The sequence below is a fragment of the Vibrio vulnificus CMCP6 genome, from assembly GCF_000039765.1.
Taxonomy (GTDB): domain Bacteria; phylum Pseudomonadota; class Gammaproteobacteria; order Enterobacterales; family Vibrionaceae; genus Vibrio; species Vibrio vulnificus_B.
Genome location: NC_004460.2, coordinates 1,495,487 through 1,517,913, shown reverse-complemented (window position 1 = coordinate 1,517,913; position 22,427 = coordinate 1,495,487). Strand labels below are relative to the sequence as shown.

Sequence of the window (22,427 nt, the reverse complement as noted above, 5' to 3'; positions counted from 1 at the left end):
GAGGACATTTGTCCCCCCTAACTGGTGTGCGATCATAATTTGAATCAATCGTTCTTTCTATGATTAATTCGGTTCTCTCTAATAGGTCATGCAATAAAGGACTGTGTTCAGTTAATTTTGCTCCAGCTCGAGACTTTGGTGTTGATAAAGCCGCATTCGATCAACGCCCGCTCAATGGTCCCTTTTTGTCTAAGGATCGCGATGCCTTGATTGAGCGCTTGAGCCAGTTTTTCGCTTTCAGGGAATTGTCGGGAGAGAATGAAATGGCGCGAACCGGTTAAGCCAATTTTCACTTTCGGAATAGGGAAAAACTGAAAACCTCGGGTGGTAAACGAGAGATCATCAGACACCTGAAATGGCGCCAGCAGGAAATCGACTCGGTGGCGGCCCACCATATCAACCATATTGCCCCAATCGGCCACATTGAGTAAGTTACTCAGCGGCAAGGCTTGTAAAGTGTTCCAATCGCTCACCCATTGTGAACTACTGACGGCAGAGAGCTGATCAATATGAATTGGCTGCTGCTCATTAAGCAGATCCTCGCGGGTGCTAACGGTATACAGGCCCGCTTCAAACTCCCCTTGGCGAATCACCGCATCACTGACCCATAAACGATCGCCATCCCCACCCACTGCGGAATCCCAAATGGTGTTCGCTGCCATGGCATAATCGGGCAGCATCGACATACGACGAATACGTTCAGCCACCGGGGCGGTATGAAACTCTAATGTGACGGGCACCCCACCCAACATAAACGCTTGTTGAAGCAACACAATTTCTACCGTGCTGCGCCGCGCTTTGGGGCCAGTAAAATCGTCTATCGTAAGCGGGTCTCGATCATTGACGAAAGCTTGGTAATCTTTCAGCACCTTCTCTTCAACCACGACGGGCAGAACAAGTGCAAAACTCTGGCTAGAAAACAATAATAAAATCAGCAACAACCGCATCATTTTGCTCTACTCTTTCAATTGAGAAAAACCAGCCACTTAATTATAAATTTATTATTAATGCTATTAAGCGTAGCACGCCCTACTAATCTAAAGGAGATTTGTCTGGGTAAGTGACAAGCCGAAACAAACTGCGGCCCAGTTTGCATTCCACTGTTTGCTTGATGTGTTTGCTCCAAATTGGTTTGGAATGCACAACTTAGTTTTTCACTGCGTTCGCATTGTGGCGCAGCCGAGTTCGGCACATTCGCTGAGTTCGGTACGTTGGCTGATAGCCGCTGGCTCTTTTTCTTTAGAAGGTTTTCTGTAGAAGGCGGCGATTTGCGCACGTGTGAATAACCGCTCTTTTGCATTTAGCCGTGCAATTATCCACTGGGTCAATTCTCGGACAATCTTGACCTGTTCTTTACAAAGCTTGATGGCGAGTTTCGATATATTGCCGAAGGATGTAACAGAATGTAACCAAGGCAATGAACCATTTCGACCACAAATTTAGAAGTCACAAGGACGAGTCCAAAATGTTTGCTCGCCGTGCCATCATCGCGTTTCTATTTATCCTTGCGCTTTGTGGTGTCCTCATTGCCAATCTCTATTATCTGGAAGTGAATCATTTCGCCGACTACCAAACTCGCTCCAATGATAACCGAATCAAAATCCTACCCATCGCGCCGGTAAGAGGCCTCATCTACGACCGACATGGTCAGGTACTGGCCGACAACATTCTGGTGTACGACCTAGAATTGATTCCTGAAGAAGCCGAGAACATTCCTGACACCATCAAAATGTTGAAACGCTATATTTCTCTTTCCGATGAGCAAGAGGCGCAGTTTTATCAGCGTTTGAAACAGACTCGTCATTTTCGAGCCATCACCATTGCAGAAGATCTCTCCGAGCAAGAAGTGGCACGGTTTTCCGTTCACCAATATCAGCTTCCGGGTGTGCAAATTTCAACCGATTTTCGCCGCTACTATCCCTATAAAGCCTCTCTCACTCACACCATTGGTTATGTTGCCCACATCAATGACCATGATCTCACCACGTTGAAAGAGCAAGAGAAACAGAACAATTACAAGGCATCACGCTTTATTGGCAAGCTTGGCATCGAGAAACATTACGAAGAGTTGCTGCATGGTCAAGAAGGGTATCAGGAAGTCGAAATTAACAGCCACGGCCGCATTATCCGCACCTTAAAATACGTGCCACCAGTGGCGGGAAAGGATTTGATACTCAATATCGATGCTGATCTGCAAAACTATGTTTTTACACAAATGGCCAACCAAGCTGGTAGCGCTATTGTGTTATCACCACAAGATAACAGCGTGCTGGCGATGGTTTCTAGCCCGAGTTACGATCCGAACCTGTTTGTCTCTGGTATCTCCGTTCGTGACTATCGAGCTCTTTTAAACAACCCCGCGCACCCATTGCTAAACCGGGCTACGTTGGGCGTTTATCCACCCGCTTCTACAGTCAAACCGTTTATGGCGATCGCCGCACTGCAAGAGCAAGTGATTACACCGAACACCACTCGTAACAATCATGGGGTATGGCGCATCCCCGGTTCAAAACGCACTTCTCACAGTTGGCGAGATTGGAAACGTTGGGGCCATGGCGACGTAAATGTGACCAAAGCGATCGAAGAGTCGGTCGATTCCTTTTTCTACCAAGTGGCATTTGATTTAGGCATTGACCGAATTTCATCTTGGATGAATGCGTTTGGTTTTGGCCGCCGTACGGGGATAGATATCGATGAAGAAACGTCCGCGAACATGCCAACTCGAGCATGGAAACAGCAAACCAAACGTGAGCCTTGGTATCAGGGTGACACCGTACCGATTGGTATTGGACAGGGATACTGGACCGCCACGCCTTTGCAAATCGCGCAGTCGACCTCGATTTTGGTCAACCATGGGCAGCGAACCCAACCTCATCTGCTGTACGCGATAAAAAATCATGGTGAAGAGATGAGCGCGCTTCAACCCGTTCACTATGATACAGAAACGCGCATGGCCGAGGTGCCAGACGCCATTTGGAACATTTCGCTCAACGGCATGAGGCTGGTCAACCATGGCTCCAAAGGATCTGGACGCAAAGCGTTTAAAGGGGCGGATTACATCAGTGGCGGAAAATCGGGAACCGCGCAAGTTTTCGGCCTGGCGAAAGGGGAAACCTATAACTCGCAAAAGCTCACCAGAACCTTGCTCGATCATGGTTTGTTCACCGCTTTTGCCCCGTATCAACACCCAGAGTTTGTCGCTACTGTCGTATTAGAGCACGGCAATGGAGGCGCACGAGTGGGTGCGCCCTTGGTTCGTAAGATCTTTGATTACGCCATACACGAAAAGCATCCTCAAAAGGGCTGAAGCGTCGTATTAGCTGAGAATAATTGGTACATGCGTTTTTGCGATGTAGAAAATCATCGCAAATAAAATACACGTCACTGAGGTAAACGCCGTGCGCAGTTGGCGATTGAGCTGAGGTTTAAACGCCAACATCGCAAACCCCACATAAGCCACCAGCAATAGCAATTTTTCTGTTAGCCAGGTATCGGCAAAGGGATACTGGCTGATCGTTAGGCACAGGGCGATAGCGGAGATCAACATCACCAAAGTAATGACTTTATGCACCTTCAAGGGCCATTCTTTCATAAGCCAAGTCGACGCTTTGAATCCCCAATAGGCTCTCAGAGCAAAGCTGAGAAAACTTAATACGATCAATCCAATATGCGCTTTAAGCAGAAGTAAATACATCATCATCCCTAATTGATTTCATTTTCAAACGGACGTTTAAAGTAATTACTCTTTCCAGACTACGCCTTGATGTAAATCAAATGATACCAAAATGTTTAATTTGTAAACCAAAAGGGATTTGCAGGTCACATTTTAAGCAATACTACAGGCCGCTATCGTCACTTTCTCGGTTTCACCATGAACCCGCTTCCTAACTCTACGAGAGCGCTGCCATCAGGGTTCTAAGATAAAATAAAGAATAGAATACTGAGTGTAGAAGTTTAAATATAAGTTAAAAATCAAATCAGATATTTTTCATCAAAAATAAACAAATGAAGATAAATAAAAACTGCTTATTGGATCATCAATATAAATAATTTAATTTGTAAGGGCTCTATAGATATAGTTCGCGCGGACTTTATTTATGGATATTATAATGACATTACAACAAAATAAGCGCTCCATCCTCGCTCTAGCCATTATTTTTGGCTTGAGTGGTTGTGGTGGAGACTCTGGTGGTAGCTCCTCTTCTCCAACCGTGCAACCTGATAAGCCCGATACGCCGACAACCAATCCGGATGATCGTTTTACCAAATCCGGCCAATGCACAGCGACTCAGCTTATCGCTGACACATCAAGTTTTGCATCTCAAATCGCGAATGCCGATTACGACTGCATGAGTTCATGGTTTAGCACCAGTCAAATCGAAGCGGATGCCTTATTCTCTGAACAAAACCTAGCACTGGTTAATGACGCGTTATTAGAGACCGTTAATCAATATCAAGGCGAAGAAAAAACCGCCAAGCATATTTACTATTTGGCAGAGTTCATCAAAGCCGCCTATAAAAACCGTCACGATACGTATGCGAGAAAAATAGCGCCTTTTAGCACCGAGTTAAGCCAGAATATCGCGACAACATCAGCAACCTTCCTACGTAATACCCATGCACTAGAAATGGGTGACGAACAGATGAAAGCGTTGGGATCGATGTTGATCATCGTCGACAGTGTGCGTCAGTTACACATTGCAGCAAGCGATGTTTTTGCTCTACTTAACCAATTTGAGCAGCGCTTGACGGAAAACTACTACTACCGCAAAGCCATCAATAACATTTTCGTTGCCATGGCAGGCCACTCACAAAGTGATGATTTTTATCAACTCTTAGCCAATGATCACCGTTATATCGACACCTTGTCGACTTTTGTTAGCCACAACCAGTGGGCGCTTGGCACCGACAGCGAGTTTCTCATTGGCAACGCCGCGAGAGAACTGGCGCGCTTAATCAAAACCGATGATGACAAGCTAAAAGAGAAAATGACGCAAACCTTGGCGACGCTACTCCAACAATTTCCACTTGGCGGGCAATCGGATCGCGTCTGGGTTGGCATTGCGGAGATGGTCAACGCTTATGCCCCAGAGCACGCTGCAGAACTTGGTCTGCAAGATGCCAAAGAGCGCCTTCGCCAACGTATCATGACCTTTAGCCACGATTGCCAAGGTCCAGCACAAATTCTGGCACAAACCATGACTCTCGCCCAAGCGGAGCAAGTGTGTCGTACGCTGAATGACAAAGAGGTCGATTTCCACACCGTCGCAAAAACCAATCAACAACCCGTTCCCGACGACAATAGCGATAACGTAGATGTCATCGTTTTCAAAACCAAAGACGACTACAGCACCTATTCTTCGTTTTTATTCGGTAATACCACCAACAACGGTGGCCAGTTTCTCGAACGCGATCCGTCCCAAGCCAACAACGTTCCCCGATTCGTTGCCTATCAAAACGGCTGGGATGACGATTTTTCGATTCTGAATCTCGAACATGAGTACGTGCATTACTTAGATGGCCGATTCAACCAGTATGGGGATTTCCATACGACGATGCGTGAAGGCCACATTGTTTGGTGGCTCGAAGGTTTTGCCGAGTACATGTATTACAAAGAAGGCTACCACGCTGCATTGGTGTTGGGTAAAGAGAAAACCCACACCCTACCAGAAGTGTTTGCTACCAGTTACAACGACGGAGTGAACCGCATTTATCGTTGGGGTTATTTGGGCGTGCGCTTCTTATTCGAAAAACACCCTGAAGCGGTGGAACAATTGCTCCATCATTCTCGTCTTGGTGAATACAAACAGTGGGTTACCTACCTTGAACAAATTGGCCCAATTTACGCCGACGAGTTTTCGCTGTGGTTAGATGACGTCACTAAAGATATTGATGACACCGTGACGCCGCCAAGCAAAGAAGAAAAACCACAAGAACTGGCGCTCAATACCCCCTTCTCCGTCAGTGGAGCGCAATTTGCCGAGAAGCTTTTCTTTGTCGATGTCGCCGCCAATACACGCGAGCTCACGTTAACGATCCAAGGTAGCGGCGATGCCGATCTTTATGCCTGCTTTGATAAAGTGTGCCACTACCATGACTATCAATGGACAAACTTTACCCACGGCAGCAACGAAAGTATCCAGATTGAAAAAGAATCCGACGGCTATGTGAAAGCCGGACGTTACTATCTGAGCATCAGCGGGCGTGAAGCGTTCGATGTGCGCGTCACCGCGCAAGCGCAGTAAGTGATCCGAACCGCCAACGCCTCACTGAGGCTGGCGGTTCATTCTCCCCGGCTCTCTCTGCCACTTTTTCTATCTCTTTTCTATCGCTTGCTTGAGTTCATCAATCATCCGCTTGATGTTGCTCTGAGCCTCAGGATGATAAAGCGCATAAACACCCGCCGGAATGCGTTGTTTTAATGGAATAAAACGAACTTGAGGCCAAGATAAATTGGCATAACTCTGCGGCACAATCGACACGGCCTGACGCGCCGAAATCACCGCCAGAAGCGTATTTGGCTCCACCACTTCTTGCACGATGTTGGGCCGATAACCCGCCTTAGCGCAGTACTCAGCAATTAAACGCGTGGACGAAGAGTTCTCTTGTTTGAGCATTACAAAATCGGCCGATTTTAAGTCACTAAGCGTTAACTGTCCTCGTTGCGCTAATGGGTGTTCACTGGGCAATGCCACCACCATGCATTCTTGGTAGAGACACTCACTCAAGAGTGGCGCCACATCACGGGTATCGGCAAAACGCACCAGTCCTAGATCAATTTGGTGCATCAACAACTGGCGGACCTGCTTCTCAGGAGAGAGCTCAAGTAAGTTCAGCGTGGCATGCGGCATCAGTTGTTGCAGTGCATGAAAAGCGGGGCCAAAACCGGCCCAGAAAATCGAACTCATCAAGCCGATATCGAGTTGCTGCCTCTCTTCGCGCGCGCACTGCTTTACCCGATGAATCGAGCGTTCAAACTGAGCAAACAAAGTGACGCATTCTACCTGCAACTGTTCGCCAGCTTTAGTCAGTTGTACATTCCGCGTGTTTCTCTCAAACAGCGCCGTGCCCAACACCTCTTCCAACTCTTTGATTTGTGCACTTAAAGGAGACTTGGTGATATTGAGCTGCTCCGCCGCCCGACTGAACTGCCCCAACTGCGCCACTTTATCAAAATAACGCAACATTTTAAGCGTGATCCTTTCTTCCACTTACCCACCTCATTTTGTGCCATTATTCAGCACAATCATGCCATTTTAAGCGATTTTTGCCATACAACATTTGCGCTAAAGTGTTCATCAGATAACAAGAAAGAGGAAACACCATGACATTTGATCCAGTCAACCAAGCGCTTGAAACCATTTACAGCTACAAACCCAATTACCAACCTAAAGTCGCGTTTATTCTCGGCTCTGGCCTTGGCGTGATTGCTGATGAACTCGATGACAAAATTGTTATACCGTATCAAGAACTGGAGGGTTTTCCGGTTAGCACGGTTGAGGGGCACAGCGGCGAGTTGGTTCTGGGCAAACTGTTCGGTATCGATGTCATCTGCATGAAAGGCCGAGGCCATTACTACGAACATCAAACCATGAAAGTGATGACCAACCCTGTGCGCACCTTTAAGCGCTTAGGCTGTGAATTTCTTCTGGTCACCAATGCCGCGGGCTCACTCCGCCCTGAACGCATCGATGTGGGTTCCTTGGTGGTCTTTAACGATCACATCAACACCATGCCAGAATCCCCGATGACTGGCCCCAACGACGACGCCTACGGGCCAAGATTTTTCAGCCTTGCCAATGCCTACGATAAATCACTGCGCAGCGAAGCACTGACTGTCGCCGAGGCCGAGGGCATTCATCTCAATCAAGGGGTCTTTGTCTCATACACTGGACCAAATTTTGAAACCGCCGCGGAAATTCGCATGATGCAAATCATCGGTGGTGATGTGGTGGGCATGTCGGTTGTTCCTGAGGTCATTTCAGCCGCTCACTGCGGCCTCCCTGTGTTGGCCTTGTGCGCCATCACCAACATGGCTGAAGGGCTCAGCGACGTTACTCTCTCACACGCTCAAACCCTCGCCTGTGCAAAACTGGCCGAAGCGGATTTCATTAAACTGATTAAAGCGTTTATTAAGAGCCATTTTGCCACTTCTTAACAATCTCGTTGCAAATTCACCTATAAAAATGCCCAGGTGACTTGGGCATTTTTATAGGTAACGAAGCTAGCCTGTAAATAAGCTCTCTATTAATACATTTTGAAGTGTTTTTGCGGTATCCAGCCCAATATGATCGTGTGTTACTTTCATCAAAAAACGTACTTGTATGTCCAAAGGAGTGGAAACTGCAAATTGGCTATTTTGCACCCAGTCAGGACATACCATTAACGATGACCTTCCATTCATATGTGTATATTGCATCAGCCTGCTTCCCATGGGTATCCATCGACAAGTCTCCGCAATTTTGTAACCTCTGTTATGTATTTCCTCTCGAACTACTTCCTTTGGAAGCGGCTCACTGTACATAACAGTATCAATGGGAACATCTGAATCATCTCGACCAAGTATCTGAAAATTATGATGGAATTCCGATAAAGAAAGTGTTTTTTTATCGCCGAATACAGGGGTAAGTTGAACATCGGCGGTTGTTTGAACGTTGTTGTTACCATGGACGATGACGGAACCTTCATAGCCAATCTTTAACTCTTCTAGCAATTTTTCTTCAATTGTGGGGGACAAGCAATCTGACGATATGAAACTGATAGGAACAGATAGATAACCTTGGTTTAGCTTACTATTAAGTTCCTCATGCATTTTTCTTAAATCATTTGCAAAGTCATAAAGTAGTTGACCGTGTTCCGTTAGTTCAATTTTCTTACCTCTTTTTATAACTTTACTGCCTAATAAATACTCCAATTTTTTAACATGCTGTGAAACTCCAGGTTGTGTAAGACATAATCTTTCCGCAGCCATTGAAAAGCTGTTTTCATCATAAACAGCGCATAAAACATTTAGCGATTTAACGTCGATAGAATTTATATTTATCATTATGAACTCTCTTTATTATTATAGTTCGATTGATATTTTATAATATAAAGTTCGCCATACCTTATAATAACTTATTATAGATATCGTGATTATTAGTTATTTTTATATATCAATAAGCCACAATTAGAAGAACAACGTCAAAAACCTTTAATTACAATGCATTAGGGCAATCACAAACATCTAAATTTGGTAACAATCCAAAAATACGGAAAACAAAATACAACTTATGTCCATTTGTAAAAAAATGAGAATAGAAGTTTTGTCAAAATAGTGATCAATGACAAGGAATAAACAATAATCGTTATTCTGGATTTTACAAACTAGAACTAATACTCTACAAAAATAGAACAACCATTAGAATAAAGCGGGAAAAGTCAACGAAAACGCCCCTAAGACAGGGCCGTTTTCGTACCTTAAAAGATATCACTCAACTTTAAGGTTACTGCATCAAATGATACACCTTGAGGGTGTTGGCCATGGCTTCGGTGTCTTCTCCGAGAAACTCAATGGTCACGGCTTGGTTTGCAAGTAAAGTGATGCTGGAATCGCTGAATCGCCCCTCGGTATCACATTCTAAATGGACATAAAAGGCCGGCTTATCTGCGACCAAAGTGATGTGATTACCTTCGATGCTTACCTCAATGTCGGCTTTAGCCATGGGCAAGCTCTTGAGCTCGTGAGTGGAGAACCATGTGTTATTAAGTGGCGATAGGGTAGCGATGGTATCGCCATTCACACTGGCTTCAACGTAAAAGAAGCCGTGTTTGAGGCGAGCTGTATCCAGCTCATTTTGCCACACCACTTGATTGCTGTCCGCGCCCGCACTCTGCGTAAAACACCAACTTTGCTCTACCTCACCTTGCCAATTGATCCAACTGACCCGTCCGCTCACTTCACAGGCTTGGCGGGTGTCGTTGAGCAAATGCAAATTCAACGCTGCGCCGCGCGCTTCATTTTGCGACGTTTTGGGCTGAGAGAAGATCAGTTGCACCGGTGCGAAAAAGCGTTTGGCTTGGTAGTGCAGCTGTTTCCAGCGGCCACTGTATTCCAAACTCGACCACGAGCTCACTGGCCAGTTGTCGTTGAGCTGCCAGTAAAGAATGCCTCGGCACACTGGGGAGATGGCGCGCCAATGTTCGCTGGCGGTTTTTATTGCCATCGACTGTTGCACTTGGCTGAGATAGAGCATCTGCTCAAAACTGGTTGGGAAACGGAAGTAGCGAGTGAACATCTCGGTGATGATGCTGTTGCCTCTTGGGTTCTTTTGGTGCACTTCAAAGGTGGGCGAAGTGATGTTCCAATCCTCCTCTGGCACAAAGCGTTTGACCTCCGCCAAAGAAGGCCAAGACTGAAAACCAAATTCCGAGCAAAAACGGGGGTTAACGCTTTGATAAGCCGTAAACGGTTTACCGGAATGCCACACATCCCAAAAGTGCATGTCGCCTTTATTGTCATCGTGCCAGGCGTCACCAAAATCGAGTTCACCGTTGCAGGGGGAGCTTGGCCAGAAAGCTCGGCTGCTATCGATGCCGGCTATGGTTTTTTCAATATGGCGATTGAGGCGATCGTAATTGACCGTGTATTTCACTTTGTTTTGTCGCGATTCGTCGTACCAACCAATCGCTCCAATGACTTCGTTATCACCGCACCAAAGCGCAACGCTCGGGTGTTCACGTAACCTTGGGATTTGATACGCCAGCTCTTGGGCGACCTCTGCCAAGAAGGCATCGTGGCTGGGGTAAAGTGAACACGCAAACATCATGTCTTGCCACGCCAGCAAACCAAGCTCGTCACACAAACGGTAGAAAACATCGCTTTCGTACTGACCACCGCCCCACACGCGAATCATGTTCATGTTGGCATCCACCGCACTTTGTAAACGCTGGCGATAGCGTTCTGGTGTTTCTCGAGATGGCATCGCATCAATCGGGATCCAGTTCGCCCCTTTGGCAAAAATCGGCACGCCATTGACGACAAACTCCATCGCGGAACCAAGGTCGTCTTGTTGTGTATTCAGCGACAGCTGACGCAGGCCAATCCGTCGGCAGAGATGCTGCTCCTCACAACGCACAGAAGCGGTATAAAGTGGCTGTTCGCCATAGCCATTTGGCCACCACAATTGCGGTTTTTCGATCTCAAACTCGCACACAACAACGCCCGTTTTACTCACTTCCACCCGCTGCTCTTGCTCTGCCAAACGGAACTGAAGTGACGTCGGCAACGTGGTTTCGATGTCGGCACTCAGCAACACCTTTACACTGCCATCGTCGCGCCATTGCTGCTCAGTGGTGAGTGATTTCAGCCAAGTGTGATTGACCGCTTGCAGCTCAATCTCATCGTAAATACCAGACACCATCAGGCAGATGCCCCAATCCCAACCAGAGTGACATTGGGTTTTGCGGATTAAGTTCATGTGCGGCAGTTGATTGTTGCCCATCGCAGAAGGGATCACAAAGGGCAGTGCTTTGGCACGCTGATTCGCTTCTTGGTCTACTCGGCGAAATTCTGCGCGCACTTGGTTTTCCCCTTGCAGCAAAAAGGGGCGAATATCGACTTGGTGACGCGCAAACATGTTGCTGCATTCAAGCACTTTGTGTTCGTTGATAAACAGCGTCATCAAGGTATCAACGCGAGTGAGGGTCATCCATATGGCTTGGGCCTGAAGGAGAGATTCATCAAGCCAAAGCGAGCGTTCGATGTGCCAATCGACTTGCGCGATCCATTGCGCTTGTTTTTCGTTTTCGCCCCAATAAGGGTCATCAATAATGCCCGCGTGCAAAAGCGCGGAGACGTTGTCACCGGGAATGATCATCGGCACAGAAATGTCAGGGCGTTGAGGAGAAGTGAGTCGCCACTCACCATTTAAATTAAGCTCAGCAGAATGTAAGGATTGGGAAGCAAAAGTCGCATGCGAACGCATAGTAAAACCTATTGTGTTGTTATTGGCTTTGCTCAGTGTAGTGGCCAATATCCCTGTTTTTTTCAAGGTATTGTTAACGACTGATAAATTGCGGCGCACTTCAAGAAATAAAAAGGCTCACACTGGGTGAGCCATTAAGTATAGGGAGTTGCGAGTTAGTCGTGGCTTACTCCACCAGCGCAGTGTGCAGTTTCTCCACGCGTACCGCCGCCACTTTGAACTCAGGGATCTTCGCATGAGGATCGGTCGCCGTGGTGGTGAGTCGATTCACTGGCGACTCAACAAAGTGGAACGGGATGAACACCACGCCCGCTTGCATACGCTTAGTGACAAACGCCGCGATTTCAATTTCACCACGACGGGTTGAGACTTTCAGCATGTCGCCATTGCCAATGCCGAGCGCCTCGGCATCTTGCACGCTGATCATCGCTCGTGGCCCCGCAAGATTGTTCAAGCCCTGCGTTTTGCGCGTCATGGTACCGGTGTGGAACTGCTCAAGAACACGCCCTGTGGTAAGCACCAGTGGGTACTCTTCATCAGGCAGTTCTGCGGCATAGCGAAACGGGATCGCCTCCATCTGGCCTTTGCCACGAGTAAACTGCGTTTGGTGCATGATTCGCGTGCCTGCAGGGTTGTTTTTGTTGCTCGGCCACTGCACGCCTTCGCGGGTGATGTTGTCCCATTTCAGCCCTGCGTATTGTGGCGTCACGCGGGTGATTTCGTTGGTGATGTCCGCCACCGAACGATAGTGCCAATCGCTACCCATCGCATTGGCGATCTCTTGGATGATTCGCCAATCTTCTTTTGCTTCACCGGGAGGGTTCACCGCAGGATAAATACGCTGAACACGGCGCTCCGTATTGGTAAAGTGACCCGATTTTTCAGCAAACGAGCAAGAAGGCAAGACCACATCGGCGTATTGCGCGGTTTCCGTGAGGAAGATGTCTTGCACCACCAAGAAATCCAGCGCCTCCAATCCCTCAATCACATGCGCCTGATTGGGATCGCTCAATACGGGGTTTTCGCCCATCACATAAAGCGCTCGTACATCACGGCGGCACGCCCCATCGATGATTTCGGTTAGGGTCAATCCCGGCTCCGCAGAGAGATTGGGTGCATCCCATTCAATGACAAATTTCTCGCGCACCAATGGGTTATACACTTTTTGATAGCCCGGGTAGTTATTAGGCAACGCGCCCATATCGCACGCGCCCTGCACGTTCGACTGCCCGCGCAATGGGTTGATACCCCCACCCTCGATACCAATGTTGCCACACAGTAATTGAAGATTGGCGATAGAGCGAACGTTGTCATGCCCCGTGGTGTGCTGGGTGATGCCCATTGAGTAGTAGACGGCGGTGCGCTTCGCGGTACCGATCATCCGGGCCATGGCAAAAATGTCGTTGGCTTTTACGCCCGTCACCAATTCGACTTTGTCGAGAGAATAGGCCGGCGACATCACCTCTTGCAGCATGGTATCAAAGCCATCGACACGTTCTTCGATGTACTCCATGTCATACCAGCCATTCTTGATGATTTGCTGCATCACGCCATTAATCAACATCACATCCGTGCCGGGGCGATGCGCCAAATAGAGCTCAGCGTGATCCGCCATGCCGATGCGTTTGGGGTCCGCTACAATCAAACGCGCGCCATGATGTCGAACCGCTTGTTTGATGTGAGACGCAATCACCGGATGCGCCGCCGAGGTATCCGAACCAATGATGAAGATGACATCCGAGTGCTTGATGCTTGGAATGTCGTTGGTCATCGCACCACTGCCCAGCGACGCCTCTAATCCCGTGACGGTCGATGCGTGGCAAAGCCTTGCACAGTGATCGACGTTGTTGGTACCCAGTTCACGACGCATGAATTTCTGGAAGGCGTAGTTATCTTCATTGGTGGTTTTCGCCGATGAGAATCCTGCCAATGCGCGGCCACCGAAATCTTGCTTGATGGTGCTGAACTTATCCGCAATTAAGCTGATGGCTTCTTGCCAACTGGCTGGCTGCAACCAACCATCTTTACGGATCAACGGCGTAGTGAGCCGCTCTTCACTGGCGACAAAATCGAAACCATAGCGCCCTTTGACACACAGCATGCCTTCGTTGACCGGCGAGTGTGCCCCTTCGACATAGCGAATTCGGTTGGCCGCTTCGTCAACATGCATGGTCAACTTACAACCGACCCCGCAGTAGGTACAAATGGTGTCCACTTTCTTCAAAGGCGTTTCGCGGCCTTGCGAGCGATCGCGCGCATCGGTCATCGCCCCCACAGGGCACGCTTGCACACAGGCACCACATTGCACGCAGCGTGAGTCACCCATCCTCACTCCCTGACCACCAAAGTTCGGACGGCAATCCGGACGCACCACCGGGCGACCTTTTTCAAGGTTCATGAAACTCAATACACCTTGCACTGACTGTTCACGGCAAGCTTGAATGCACTGACCACAGCTAATACAGCGGTTCGCATCAAAGACAATAAACTCAGAACTGTGGTCGATCGGGTATTTATGACGTGGATCGTTTTGACGCAATGCTTGCCACTCATCATGGCTTTTGATGTTCACCGAATAGTGGAAGTGCTGTTCCGCGCCATACTCAGTGGCGTAATCGCGCAGGTCACACGACGTGTTGACTTGGCAACCACATTCTAAACAGCGCGCCGCTTCCGCCATCGCTTCGGCGTTATCAAAGCCTAACTCGACTTCTTCAAAGCTTTGCTCGCGCTGCTGAGAGGTCAGCTCAGGCATGATGGTGCGCGCCACTTTTTGCAGGTGAGAAAAATGAAGCGGGTCGACCTGTTTCAACTTCTGCTCTTTACGAGAATTGAAGGGCTTAAGGGGAATATTTTCCATGTCACCATCGAAGAAACGGTCAATGGCCTGCGCAGCGATGCGCCCATCCGCGACCGCTTCAACTGCAGTGGCTGGGCCACGGCGAAAATCACCGATACTGAAGATATTGCCGGTGCCACTGTGCATGGTTTCTGGATTTGCATCAGCGGTGTTCCAACGAGTCAGAGGCAGCGTTAACGCTTCCCCTTGCATAAAGCTCAAATCGGCTTGTTGAGAAACTGCGGCAATCACGGTATCAAAGGCTTCGGTGAAATACTCACCCGTCGCTTCAGGTCGGCGGCGACCAGAGGCATCGGGCGCACCCAACGCCATTTTTTCCAGCTTCACTGAGCACACTCGCCCATCTCCGTCGGCGATGTTCTGCGCAGGATTGGTCAGGAAGTGAAACTTGACGCCTTCATGTTCTGCTTCTTCGATTTCGTAATCTTCCGCGGGCATTTCATCGCGAGTACGACGATAGATCAACGTGGTGTCCGCCCCCGTTCTCACTGCCGTCCGCGCGCAGTCGATCGCCGTGTTACCCCCACCGATCACCGCCACTTTTTTGCCTGTGGTGAAACGCTGCTCGGTGACGAAATCTTTCAGATAATCCACCCCTAAATAACAACCATCAAGATCGCTACCCGGGTAATCCATCGCCACCGCTTTTGAGGCACCCACTGCCAAACACACCGCATCATAGTCTTGGCTTAACTGCGACAAACTGATGTCTCGACCCAGTTTTTTATCAGTATGAATCGCCATACCGTTGCGACACATCAACGCGATCTCTTTATCGAGAATGCTCTTCGGTAGACGATACTCGGGAATGCCATAACGCAGCCAACCACCCGCTTGTGGCATCGCTTCAAACACATCCACCTGATAACCTTCATTGGTGAGGTAATAGCCCGCAGTTAAACCACCAGGGCCACTGCCGACAATCGCAATACGTTTGTTTTTGTCGGCTTTTTTCTCGGGTGTGTAGGCTTCTTGCGCAGCAAGATCAGCGTCCGCAGCGTGGCGTTTCAGTTGGCGGATAGCAATCGCATCATCCACCAGCGAGCGGCGACATTCGGATTCGCAAAACGCAGGACAAACGCGGCCAATTGACAAAGGCATCGGCAGCGTACGTTTGATCACTTCAATCGCTTTTTGATGGTCGTTTTGCGCAATATGGTAAAGATAGGATTGAATGTCCACGCCCGCAGGGCACGCCGTTTTGCACGGCGCTTCGCAGTCGGCGTAGTGGTCACTCATGATGCGGTTGAGCGCCTGTTTACGATGCGCAGACAGCGCTTCGGATTGCGTGTTTACCGTTAGGCCGTTGTAGACTTCAAGCTCACAAGCACGGCGGGTGCCGCCACTTTCGACCTCAACAACACACAAATCGCATGGAATCTTCTCACCAGAACGATTCATGCCACACAGAGACGGAATCTCAACCCCACACACTTTGGCGGCTTGCAGAACGGTTTGCCCCGCCTCAACGATACGGTATTTACCGTCTATGACAATTTGGATCATACGTTACCCCTTAGGCCGGGATGTTTCACCGGACTTTGGCAGCAAAAAAGCAACGTAGTTACTTTAAACGAGGCCACTTTCCAGCCTCGCTGAGCTACTTCAATTGTTATCATTTTTAACCCTAGTAAATTTAGGGGAATCTCCGTGTGACATCATACTCAATATCCATAACTTTCCTAGGGAAATATCATGCAGAATGTGAAGCGGATATAAGCAAAAAGGCGCTGCACAGCAGAGTCTTTACTCTAATTTGTTCAAATGATAAACGAGGGAAATAGTAGAAGAATTGAACATTAGTTGAGCGGTTGTTCACTTTCCTTGAAGCGCTGATCGGCCAAACCAAACTCACCAAGCACATAAACAACACTCCCAATCACGGCGAGCGTTTCATTTGGCTCGCGTGGTGGCGCATCGGCAGTAGGGACAGTGCTGCGCATCCCTTTTTCCAAACAAGCGTCGCTAAAACATTCCGGCGGAATGGGCGCCTCTTCAAGTAATTTGGACTCGGTTAATTGATGTAGAAAAATCTCTGACTCTTGCGCCCATAGTGGCAAAGAAACAGCGCATAACACCGCAAATAGAGACTTCATATTCAACACCCTCAACTTATTGATGCAAGGAATGATAGCAGTTCAATTTAATTTTGCACGTCGTTTTTTATTTTCAATAATCTCAACCAAATACTCAGAGGCGAAAGCAGTTTCTCCCGACAAACAATTGCTGCCAAAAACAATAGCCACCAAAAACACCTGACATAAACCTGCAATAGAAATGACGTAATCTCATCACACCATGCTTGCTCCTCTCTCTGCGATAGTCGAGCCCAGCCAACACCAACCCAAGAGATGTGCGATGCCTTCACCCCTATATGTATTTGACCTTGATGAAACCTTAATTCAAGGCGATTGTGCGATGATCTGGAATGCGTTTCTGGTGGATAAAGGCATTGCCACTTCTCCAGATTTTATCGCCGAAGACCGACGCCTTATGGCGTTGTATGCACAGGGAAAAATGGACATGGAAGATTACCTGCGCTTCTCCATCGCTCCCCTTGCAAACCTCACTACCTGTGAGGTTGAGCTGTTGGTCAAAGAGTGCGTTGAAACGCGCATTTTGGACAAGCTTTTCCCGCAAGCGAACACGCTCATTAACCACTTGGCTAATGAGGGAATAGATATGTTGATCATCTCTGCCAGTGTCAGTTTTTTAGTAGCAGAAGTCGGCCGATGTATCGGGATCCGACAAACTTTAGGCATCAATATGCGGGAAGTTCATGGCCGCTATAGCACAGAAATTGAGGGCGTACCAAGCTACCGCCAAGGTAAAGTCACTCGGTTACAACAGTGGCAAGAAACTCAGCCAAAGCACTACAGCGAGATTCACTTCTATACCGACTCCATCAACGATTTACCCTTGTGCGAGTACGCCGATTTCGCCTATTTGGTGAATCCCTGTCCGCTACTTAAGCAACATGCCCATCGCCCCAACTGGACGGTATTGCATTGGGGTTAGTTTGTTCGTCCTCCTTTTTACTCACGAGTGTGATAGCTTTGTTGTGGTCACTGACTATCGCACTATTTTTCAAGCGAAAAATGACAAACAATATATAAAATCCCCTTCAATTACGCTCAATTCCGATCATCTTTTACAGAATGACTTCCATCACACTTAATTACGTGTGGTACAAAAGTATAGTGAGTGAATTATTTTTGCTATTTCGGTAACACTCTACATCCATTAATTTTAGCTCATCAGTTAAATACCTTCATGAGCAAATAAATGATTACCGAACTAACAAACGTCAATTTAATCAAAGGCAAACTTCAAGCAAATAATAAAAAAGAAGTCTTTGAGGAACTCGCACAAATGCTATTCGAAAATAATCGAATCAGTAGCAAAGAGGCTTTTTTAACCGACATCGAAGCACGTGAAGCATTAAGCGTGACTTCAATGGACGGCATCGCTTACCCGCACGCAAAAAGCAAAGCGGTGACAGAGCCTGCCATCGCTGTTGGCGTAAAGCGCGAAGGCATCGAGTATGGCGACGAAGAGGGCGTCAAACCGACCGTATTCTTCATGATTGCCTCACCCGATAACGGTGCCAACCACCATATTTATGTTCTTCAAGAATTATTCGGAAAATTTAGCGAAGAGTTTATTGAAGATATTCATAACGCAAAAGACGAACTTCAAATTCTTAATATTTTAATTCAATCATAAGGCGTGAAATTATGAGTACCCTAACCGCTCAAGCTACTAATAATAGTAGCGATTTCAAAAAAATTCTCAGTACCATGAAAGGTCACCTTTTATTTGGCACTTCTCACATGCTGCCATTTATCGTTGCCGGTGGTGTACTACTGGCGCTGGCGGTCATGGCATCAGGTAAAGGTGCGGTTCCTGCGGACGGTTTATTGGCGGATATTTCTAATATCGGCATTAAAGGTCTGGTGCTGTTCCCAATTATTCTTGGTGGCTTCATCGGTTACTCCATTGCAGACAAACCAGCACTAGCGCCAGCGATGATCTCTTCTGGCATCATGGCTGACATGGGCGGCGGCTTTCTTGGTTGTATCGTAGCGGGCTTCATCGCAGGTGGTGTGGTATTCCAACTTAAGAAGATCCCTCTTTCTGCTAACATGACTGCGTTGGGCGCTTACTTCATCTACCCTCTACTAGGTACGCTTATCTCTGCAGGTATCGTTTTATGGGGTATCGGTGAGCCAATCAAGATCTTCATGGCTTCTATGAACGAATTCCTAGCTTCTATGGCTGGCGCTTCTAAAGTGGTTCTAGGTACGATTCTTGGTGGTATGACGGCGTTCGATATGGGCGGTCCAATCAACAAAGTCGCAACGCTATTCGCTCAAACTCAAGTTGATACTCAACCATGGCTAATGGGTGGTGTTGGTATCGCAATCTGTACGCCTCCTCTAGGTATGGCACTAGCAACATTCCTATTCAAGAAGAAGTTCACTAAGCAAGAGCAAGAAGCAGGTAAAGCAGCAGCAATCATGGGCTCTATCGGTATCTCTGAAGGTGCTATCCCATTCGCAGCAAATGACCCAATGCGCGTGCTTCCTTCAATCGTTGCTGGTGGTATCGTTGGCTGTGTGTTCGGCTTCCTAACAGACGTACTACTGCACGCACCATGGGGTGGTCTAATCACAGCTCCTGTATCAAGCAACATCCCAATGTACGTTGTGGGTATCGCACTAGGCTCACTAACAACCGCTCTTATCGTTGGCTTCTGGAAACCAGTCGCGGAAGAAGAAGCAGAAGACGAAATCGTTGAAGCAGCACCTGCACAAGCTCAAGCGGCTCCAGCAGCAGGCGAAGGCGAGTACGACATCGTCGCAGTAACATGTTGCCCATCTGGCGTAGCACACACCTTTATGGCTGCGAAAGCGCTAGAGAAAGCAGGCGCGGCAGCGGGAATCAAGATCAAAGTAGAAACACAAGGTCAAAACGGCATTCAAAACCGCATCACAGACCTAGATGTGGCAAACGCGAAGCTGGTTATTCTGGCTCACGATATCCAAGTGAAAGATGCACACCGCTTTGCCAACGCGAAAGTCATCGAATGTTCGACCAAGGAGGCGATGAAAAAAGCCGCCGAACTTATCCAAGCTTAAATCTTAAGCTCCTCCCCCAGAGCCCTTTCCCCCAAGGGCTCTTTTTTATTTCCAGCATTAGGTTTTGCTGACTTGAGGAGAATAGCGTGACAACGTTTGCCCCTTCCCTGCCGGTTTCACAATCAAACCGATGCCCACAAAAAACAGGACACACGCGAGAATTTGCGCACTGCCAAGCACTTCATCATACATAAAATAACCAGAGACCAAGGCAAACACGGGCACCAACAAAGTCAGTGGTGCTGTGGTACTGAGTGGGTAGCGAATCAGTAGTCGATTCCACACCCAATAACCAAACAAGGTGGTGGGATAAGCTTGAAAAACCACCGCCACGGTGGTGCTGACATCCCAAACCTTCACTGCTTGTTCAATGATCTCAGGGCCATAGAGCACCACGGCAAACAGCACCAGCGGAATGGGCGCAAAAAGCATCCCCCATACATTGAAAGCAAACGCTTGAGTGGTTTTAGAGGCTTTGACGATCATCCCCATCACCGTCCAGCACGTGGCTGCAATCATAATAAACATCAGCCCCTGCATGGTAATGTTGCCATTCGTCGCGGAAACCAATATCAGCAGAGCGACCAACGCCATACCCGCGCCAAGCACTTTACGCTTTGACGCCGACTCTTTATGAACCAAGATACCAACGGCCATGCTAATCAATGCATTCGATGAAAGTAAAACCGAAGACATACCCGATGAGAGGCCTGCCGTGATCGACCAAGAAGCCATGCCCCAGATGCCCACGCCAAACACCACGCCGTAAGCCAATAGATAACGCCAAGCAACGTTGGGACGGGCAATAAAAAATATCGCGGGGATCACCGCCAAACTAAATCGCGCTGCGGTGGCCAATAGTGGATGCACGTCCGTAATCCCCAACTTGATCATCGAGAAGTTAAATCCCCATATTGCCATAACAAAAATGGCTAAAAATAAATCGTTTCGACTCATCACTCTCCTCCCTTTTGGTTGAAAAAGAGTATGACTTGGGTACAGTTAACGGTACAGATACAATTTTTTACGCAAAAACCAGTACAGTTGAAGGCAATGAGCATTTATAGAGCGTTGGCAAATCAGTTTATTCGTGAAATCGAAACAGGAAAACTTGCAGAAGGAAACCGAATGCCTTCGCTCCGTCAGCTGTCTAAGCAGCAGGGCGTAAGTATGTCGACTGCCGTCAGTTGCTATCAGGAATTAGAATCCCAAGGATGGATTCATGCTCGCCCGCAAGCGGGCTATTACGTTGCACCACAGCGCAGCAAACACAAAACGCCAGAATGGGCGCAATTTGTCAGCCAGGTCTCAACCGTCAATCAAAGCTTCGCGATTCACTCCCCACATAATGGGCCGCTCGGCATTTCCAGCACCAATATCGATGAAACTGCGTTAAACGAGTTGGAGCGTAGTTTTCGACGTGCGAGTAAACGGATAGGAAAACGCCTCAACCAATATCCGAACACCCGTGGGGAACCATCTTTGCGTCACGCGCTGAGCGATCATTTCGCCAAGCTTGGGCTGCATATCAATCCGGCTGAGTTGATCATCACCTCAGGCTGCATGCCAGCCATCAAGGCTGCACTTGAAGCCTGTACCCAAGTCGGTGATACCATCGCGATTAGTTCACCTTGTTTTAGTGGAATTTTGGATTTGCTTGGGCAAATGGGACGACAGATCGTCGAAATCCCCTCTTTGGACGATGGGATCGATCTGCAACAGTTGGAAGCGCATTTGCAACAAGGCGTCGTAAAAGCGGGCGTATTTTGCACCTCGCACATGAACCCTCAGGGGATCACCATGTCGGCGCAGCAAAAACAGAAGCTGGCCGAGCTTGCTAATCACTATCAAGTGCCGATGATTGAAGATGATGTCTACTTAGAACTGTCCTATTCTGAGCACACACCTCTGCCAGCGAAATGCTATGACCAAGATGGTTTCATCCTTTGGTGTGGCTCTGTCTCTAAGAGTTTGTCGCCCAGTTATCGTCTCGGCTGGTGTCTACCCGGACGGTTCATGGAGCGCTATCAGCAACAGCACAGTGCAGCCTGTTTTGGCGTCTCTTTACCGATCCAGTTAGCTATTGCCGACTTTATCGAAACGGGCCACTACGCTAAGCAGTTAAAGCGCCGTCGCAGCAAGCTGTTGTCCTTACGACAAGCCTATCTCGCCTTTTTGTCTGAGCGGCTACCAAGTAAAGTGAATATCAGTCACCCACAAGGAGGCATGGTGCTCTGGCTGCAAGTTCCTGGTTTGAATCTGAGCCAATTCGCCGCGTTGCTCGAAGAGAACCGGATCGATATCCGCTTAGGGCAACTGTTCAGTACGTTGTCGCTCTACAACGACTGCCTGCGCATCAACATTGGGTTTGAATTAACCCAAGAAGTGCAAGATGAGCTGAGTCTGCTCGCTGCAGCAATAACCCAATCCTGTTAACGCACCTAATAACAGCCGTGTCGT

The 22,427-nt window shown here is 48.2% G+C and carries 15 protein-coding genes; 7 read left to right on the top strand and 8 right to left on the bottom strand.

Annotation, left to right across the window (positions count from 1 at the left end):
- Nucleotides 1-107: 107 nt before the first annotated feature.
- Nucleotides 108-950, bottom strand: a complete 843-nt coding sequence (locus tag VV1_RS21525; RefSeq protein WP_011082252.1) for a hypothetical protein — start codon at nucleotides 948-950, stop codon at nucleotides 108-110.
- A gap of 467 nt (nucleotides 951-1,417) precedes the next feature.
- Between VV1_RS21525 and mrdA the strand changes: the two genes are divergently transcribed.
- Complete coding sequence (gene mrdA, locus VV1_RS21520) at nucleotides 1,418-3,307, top strand: penicillin-binding protein 2 (protein ID WP_011082250.1); 1,890 nt, start codon at nucleotides 1,418-1,420, stop codon at nucleotides 3,305-3,307.
- 9 nt (nucleotides 3,308-3,316) lie between these two features.
- On the opposite strand, the gene VV1_RS21515 is transcribed toward mrdA, so the two are convergent.
- Complete coding sequence (locus VV1_RS21515) at nucleotides 3,317-3,700, bottom strand: SirB2 family protein (protein ID WP_011082249.1); 384 nt, start codon at nucleotides 3,698-3,700, stop codon at nucleotides 3,317-3,319.
- 397 nt (nucleotides 3,701-4,097) lie between these two features.
- On the opposite strand from VV1_RS21515, the gene VV1_RS21510 reads away from it, so the two are divergent.
- Complete coding sequence (locus VV1_RS21510) at nucleotides 4,098-6,245, top strand: M9 family metallopeptidase (RefSeq protein ID WP_043921215.1); 2,148 nt, start codon at nucleotides 4,098-4,100, stop codon at nucleotides 6,243-6,245.
- Nucleotides 6,246-6,314: 69 nt separating this feature from the next.
- Here the strand turns inward: VV1_RS21510 and VV1_RS21505 are convergent, their stop codons facing one another.
- Nucleotides 6,315-7,211, bottom strand: coding sequence for a LysR family transcriptional regulator (locus tag VV1_RS21505; protein WP_011082247.1), 897 nt, complete (start codon nucleotides 7,209-7,211; stop codon nucleotides 6,315-6,317).
- Nucleotides 7,212-7,324: 113 nt separating this feature from the next.
- Between VV1_RS21505 and xapA the strand changes: the two genes are divergently transcribed.
- Complete coding sequence (gene xapA, locus VV1_RS21500; protein WP_011082246.1) at nucleotides 7,325-8,158, top strand: xanthosine phosphorylase; 834 nt, start codon at nucleotides 7,325-7,327, stop codon at nucleotides 8,156-8,158.
- Between the two features lie 66 nt (nucleotides 8,159-8,224).
- Here xapA and VV1_RS21495 read toward each other — a convergent pair whose 3' ends face one another.
- The 4 genes from VV1_RS21495 to VV1_RS21480 all read right to left on the bottom strand — a co-directional run bounded on the left by VV1_RS21495 (nucleotide 8,225) and on the right by VV1_RS21480 (nucleotide 16,922).
- Nucleotides 8,225-9,046, bottom strand: coding sequence for a LysR family transcriptional regulator (locus VV1_RS21495; RefSeq protein WP_011082245.1), 822 nt, complete (start codon nucleotides 9,044-9,046; stop codon nucleotides 8,225-8,227).
- Nucleotides 9,047-9,485: 439 nt separating this feature from the next.
- Complete coding sequence (locus VV1_RS21490; protein ID WP_011082244.1) at nucleotides 9,486-11,966, bottom strand: beta-mannosidase; 2,481 nt, start codon at nucleotides 11,964-11,966, stop codon at nucleotides 9,486-9,488.
- Between the two features lie 166 nt (nucleotides 11,967-12,132).
- Nucleotides 12,133-16,332, bottom strand: coding sequence for a formate dehydrogenase subunit alpha (gene fdhF, locus VV1_RS21485; protein ID WP_011082243.1), 4,200 nt, complete (start codon nucleotides 16,330-16,332; stop codon nucleotides 12,133-12,135).
- 293 nt (nucleotides 16,333-16,625) lie between these two features.
- On the bottom strand, nucleotides 16,626-16,922 hold the full coding sequence (locus tag VV1_RS21480) for a hypothetical protein (RefSeq protein ID WP_011082242.1): 297 nt from the start codon (nucleotides 16,920-16,922) through the stop codon (nucleotides 16,626-16,628).
- Between the two features lie 262 nt (nucleotides 16,923-17,184).
- Here VV1_RS21480 and VV1_RS21475 point away from each other — a divergent pair, with 262 nt between their 5' ends.
- From VV1_RS21475 to VV1_RS21465, 3 genes are all read left to right on the top strand, one after another.
- Nucleotides 17,185-17,844, top strand: coding sequence for an HAD family hydrolase (locus tag VV1_RS21475; protein ID WP_011082241.1), 660 nt, complete (start codon nucleotides 17,185-17,187; stop codon nucleotides 17,842-17,844).
- Between the two features lie 267 nt (nucleotides 17,845-18,111).
- Nucleotides 18,112-18,552, top strand: a complete 441-nt coding sequence (locus VV1_RS21470; RefSeq protein ID WP_011082240.1) for a PTS sugar transporter subunit IIA — start codon at nucleotides 18,112-18,114, stop codon at nucleotides 18,550-18,552.
- An 11-nt stretch (nucleotides 18,553-18,563) separates the two neighbouring features.
- Nucleotides 18,564-19,967, top strand: coding sequence for a PTS fructose transporter subunit IIBC (locus VV1_RS21465; protein WP_011082239.1), 1,404 nt, complete (start codon nucleotides 18,564-18,566; stop codon nucleotides 19,965-19,967).
- A gap of 57 nt (nucleotides 19,968-20,024) precedes the next feature.
- On the opposite strand, the gene VV1_RS21460 is transcribed toward VV1_RS21465, so the two are convergent.
- Complete coding sequence (locus tag VV1_RS21460; RefSeq protein ID WP_011082238.1) at nucleotides 20,025-20,924, bottom strand: EamA family transporter; 900 nt, start codon at nucleotides 20,922-20,924, stop codon at nucleotides 20,025-20,027.
- Nucleotides 20,925-21,020: 96 nt separating this feature from the next.
- On the opposite strand from VV1_RS21460, the gene VV1_RS21455 reads away from it, so the two are divergent.
- A complete protein-coding gene (locus VV1_RS21455) occupies nucleotides 21,021-22,403 on the top strand; it encodes an aminotransferase-like domain-containing protein (protein ID WP_193387269.1) in 1,383 nt (460 codons plus the stop codon).
- Nucleotides 22,404-22,427 lie beyond the last annotated feature (24 nt).

Bases quoted from the DNA above. Each gene is read 5' to 3' on its own strand.
- VV1_RS21525 (WP_011082252.1), bottom strand. From the start codon at position 950: ATGATGCGGTTGTTGCTGATTTTATTATTGTTTTCTAGCCAGAGTTTT.
- mrdA (WP_011082250.1), top strand. From the start codon at position 1,418: ATGAACCATTTCGACCACAAATTTAGAAGTCACAAGGACGAGTCCAAA.
- VV1_RS21515 (WP_011082249.1), bottom strand. From the start codon at position 3,700: ATGATGATGTATTTACTTCTGCTTAAAGCGCATATTGGATTGATCGTA.
- VV1_RS21510 (WP_043921215.1), top strand. From the start codon at position 4,098: ATGGATATTATAATGACATTACAACAAAATAAGCGCTCCATCCTCGCT.
- xapA (WP_011082246.1), top strand. From the start codon at position 7,325: ATGACATTTGATCCAGTCAACCAAGCGCTTGAAACCATTTACAGCTAC.
- VV1_RS21495 (WP_011082245.1), bottom strand. From the start codon at position 9,046: ATGATAAATATAAATTCTATCGACGTTAAATCGCTAAATGTTTTATGC.
- VV1_RS21490 (WP_011082244.1), bottom strand. From the start codon at position 11,966: ATGCGTTCGCATGCGACTTTTGCTTCCCAATCCTTACATTCTGCTGAG.
- fdhF (WP_011082243.1), bottom strand. From the start codon at position 16,332: ATGATCCAAATTGTCATAGACGGTAAATACCGTATCGTTGAGGCGGGG.
- VV1_RS21480 (WP_011082242.1), bottom strand. From the start codon at position 16,922: ATGAAGTCTCTATTTGCGGTGTTATGCGCTGTTTCTTTGCCACTATGG.
- VV1_RS21475 (WP_011082241.1), top strand. From the start codon at position 17,185: ATGCCTTCACCCCTATATGTATTTGACCTTGATGAAACCTTAATTCAA.
- VV1_RS21470 (WP_011082240.1), top strand. From the start codon at position 18,112: ATGATTACCGAACTAACAAACGTCAATTTAATCAAAGGCAAACTTCAA.
- VV1_RS21465 (WP_011082239.1), top strand. From the start codon at position 18,564: ATGAGTACCCTAACCGCTCAAGCTACTAATAATAGTAGCGATTTCAAA.
- VV1_RS21460 (WP_011082238.1), bottom strand. From the start codon at position 20,924: ATGAGTCGAAACGATTTATTTTTAGCCATTTTTGTTATGGCAATATGG.
- VV1_RS21455 (WP_193387269.1), top strand. From the start codon at position 21,021: ATGAGCATTTATAGAGCGTTGGCAAATCAGTTTATTCGTGAAATCGAA.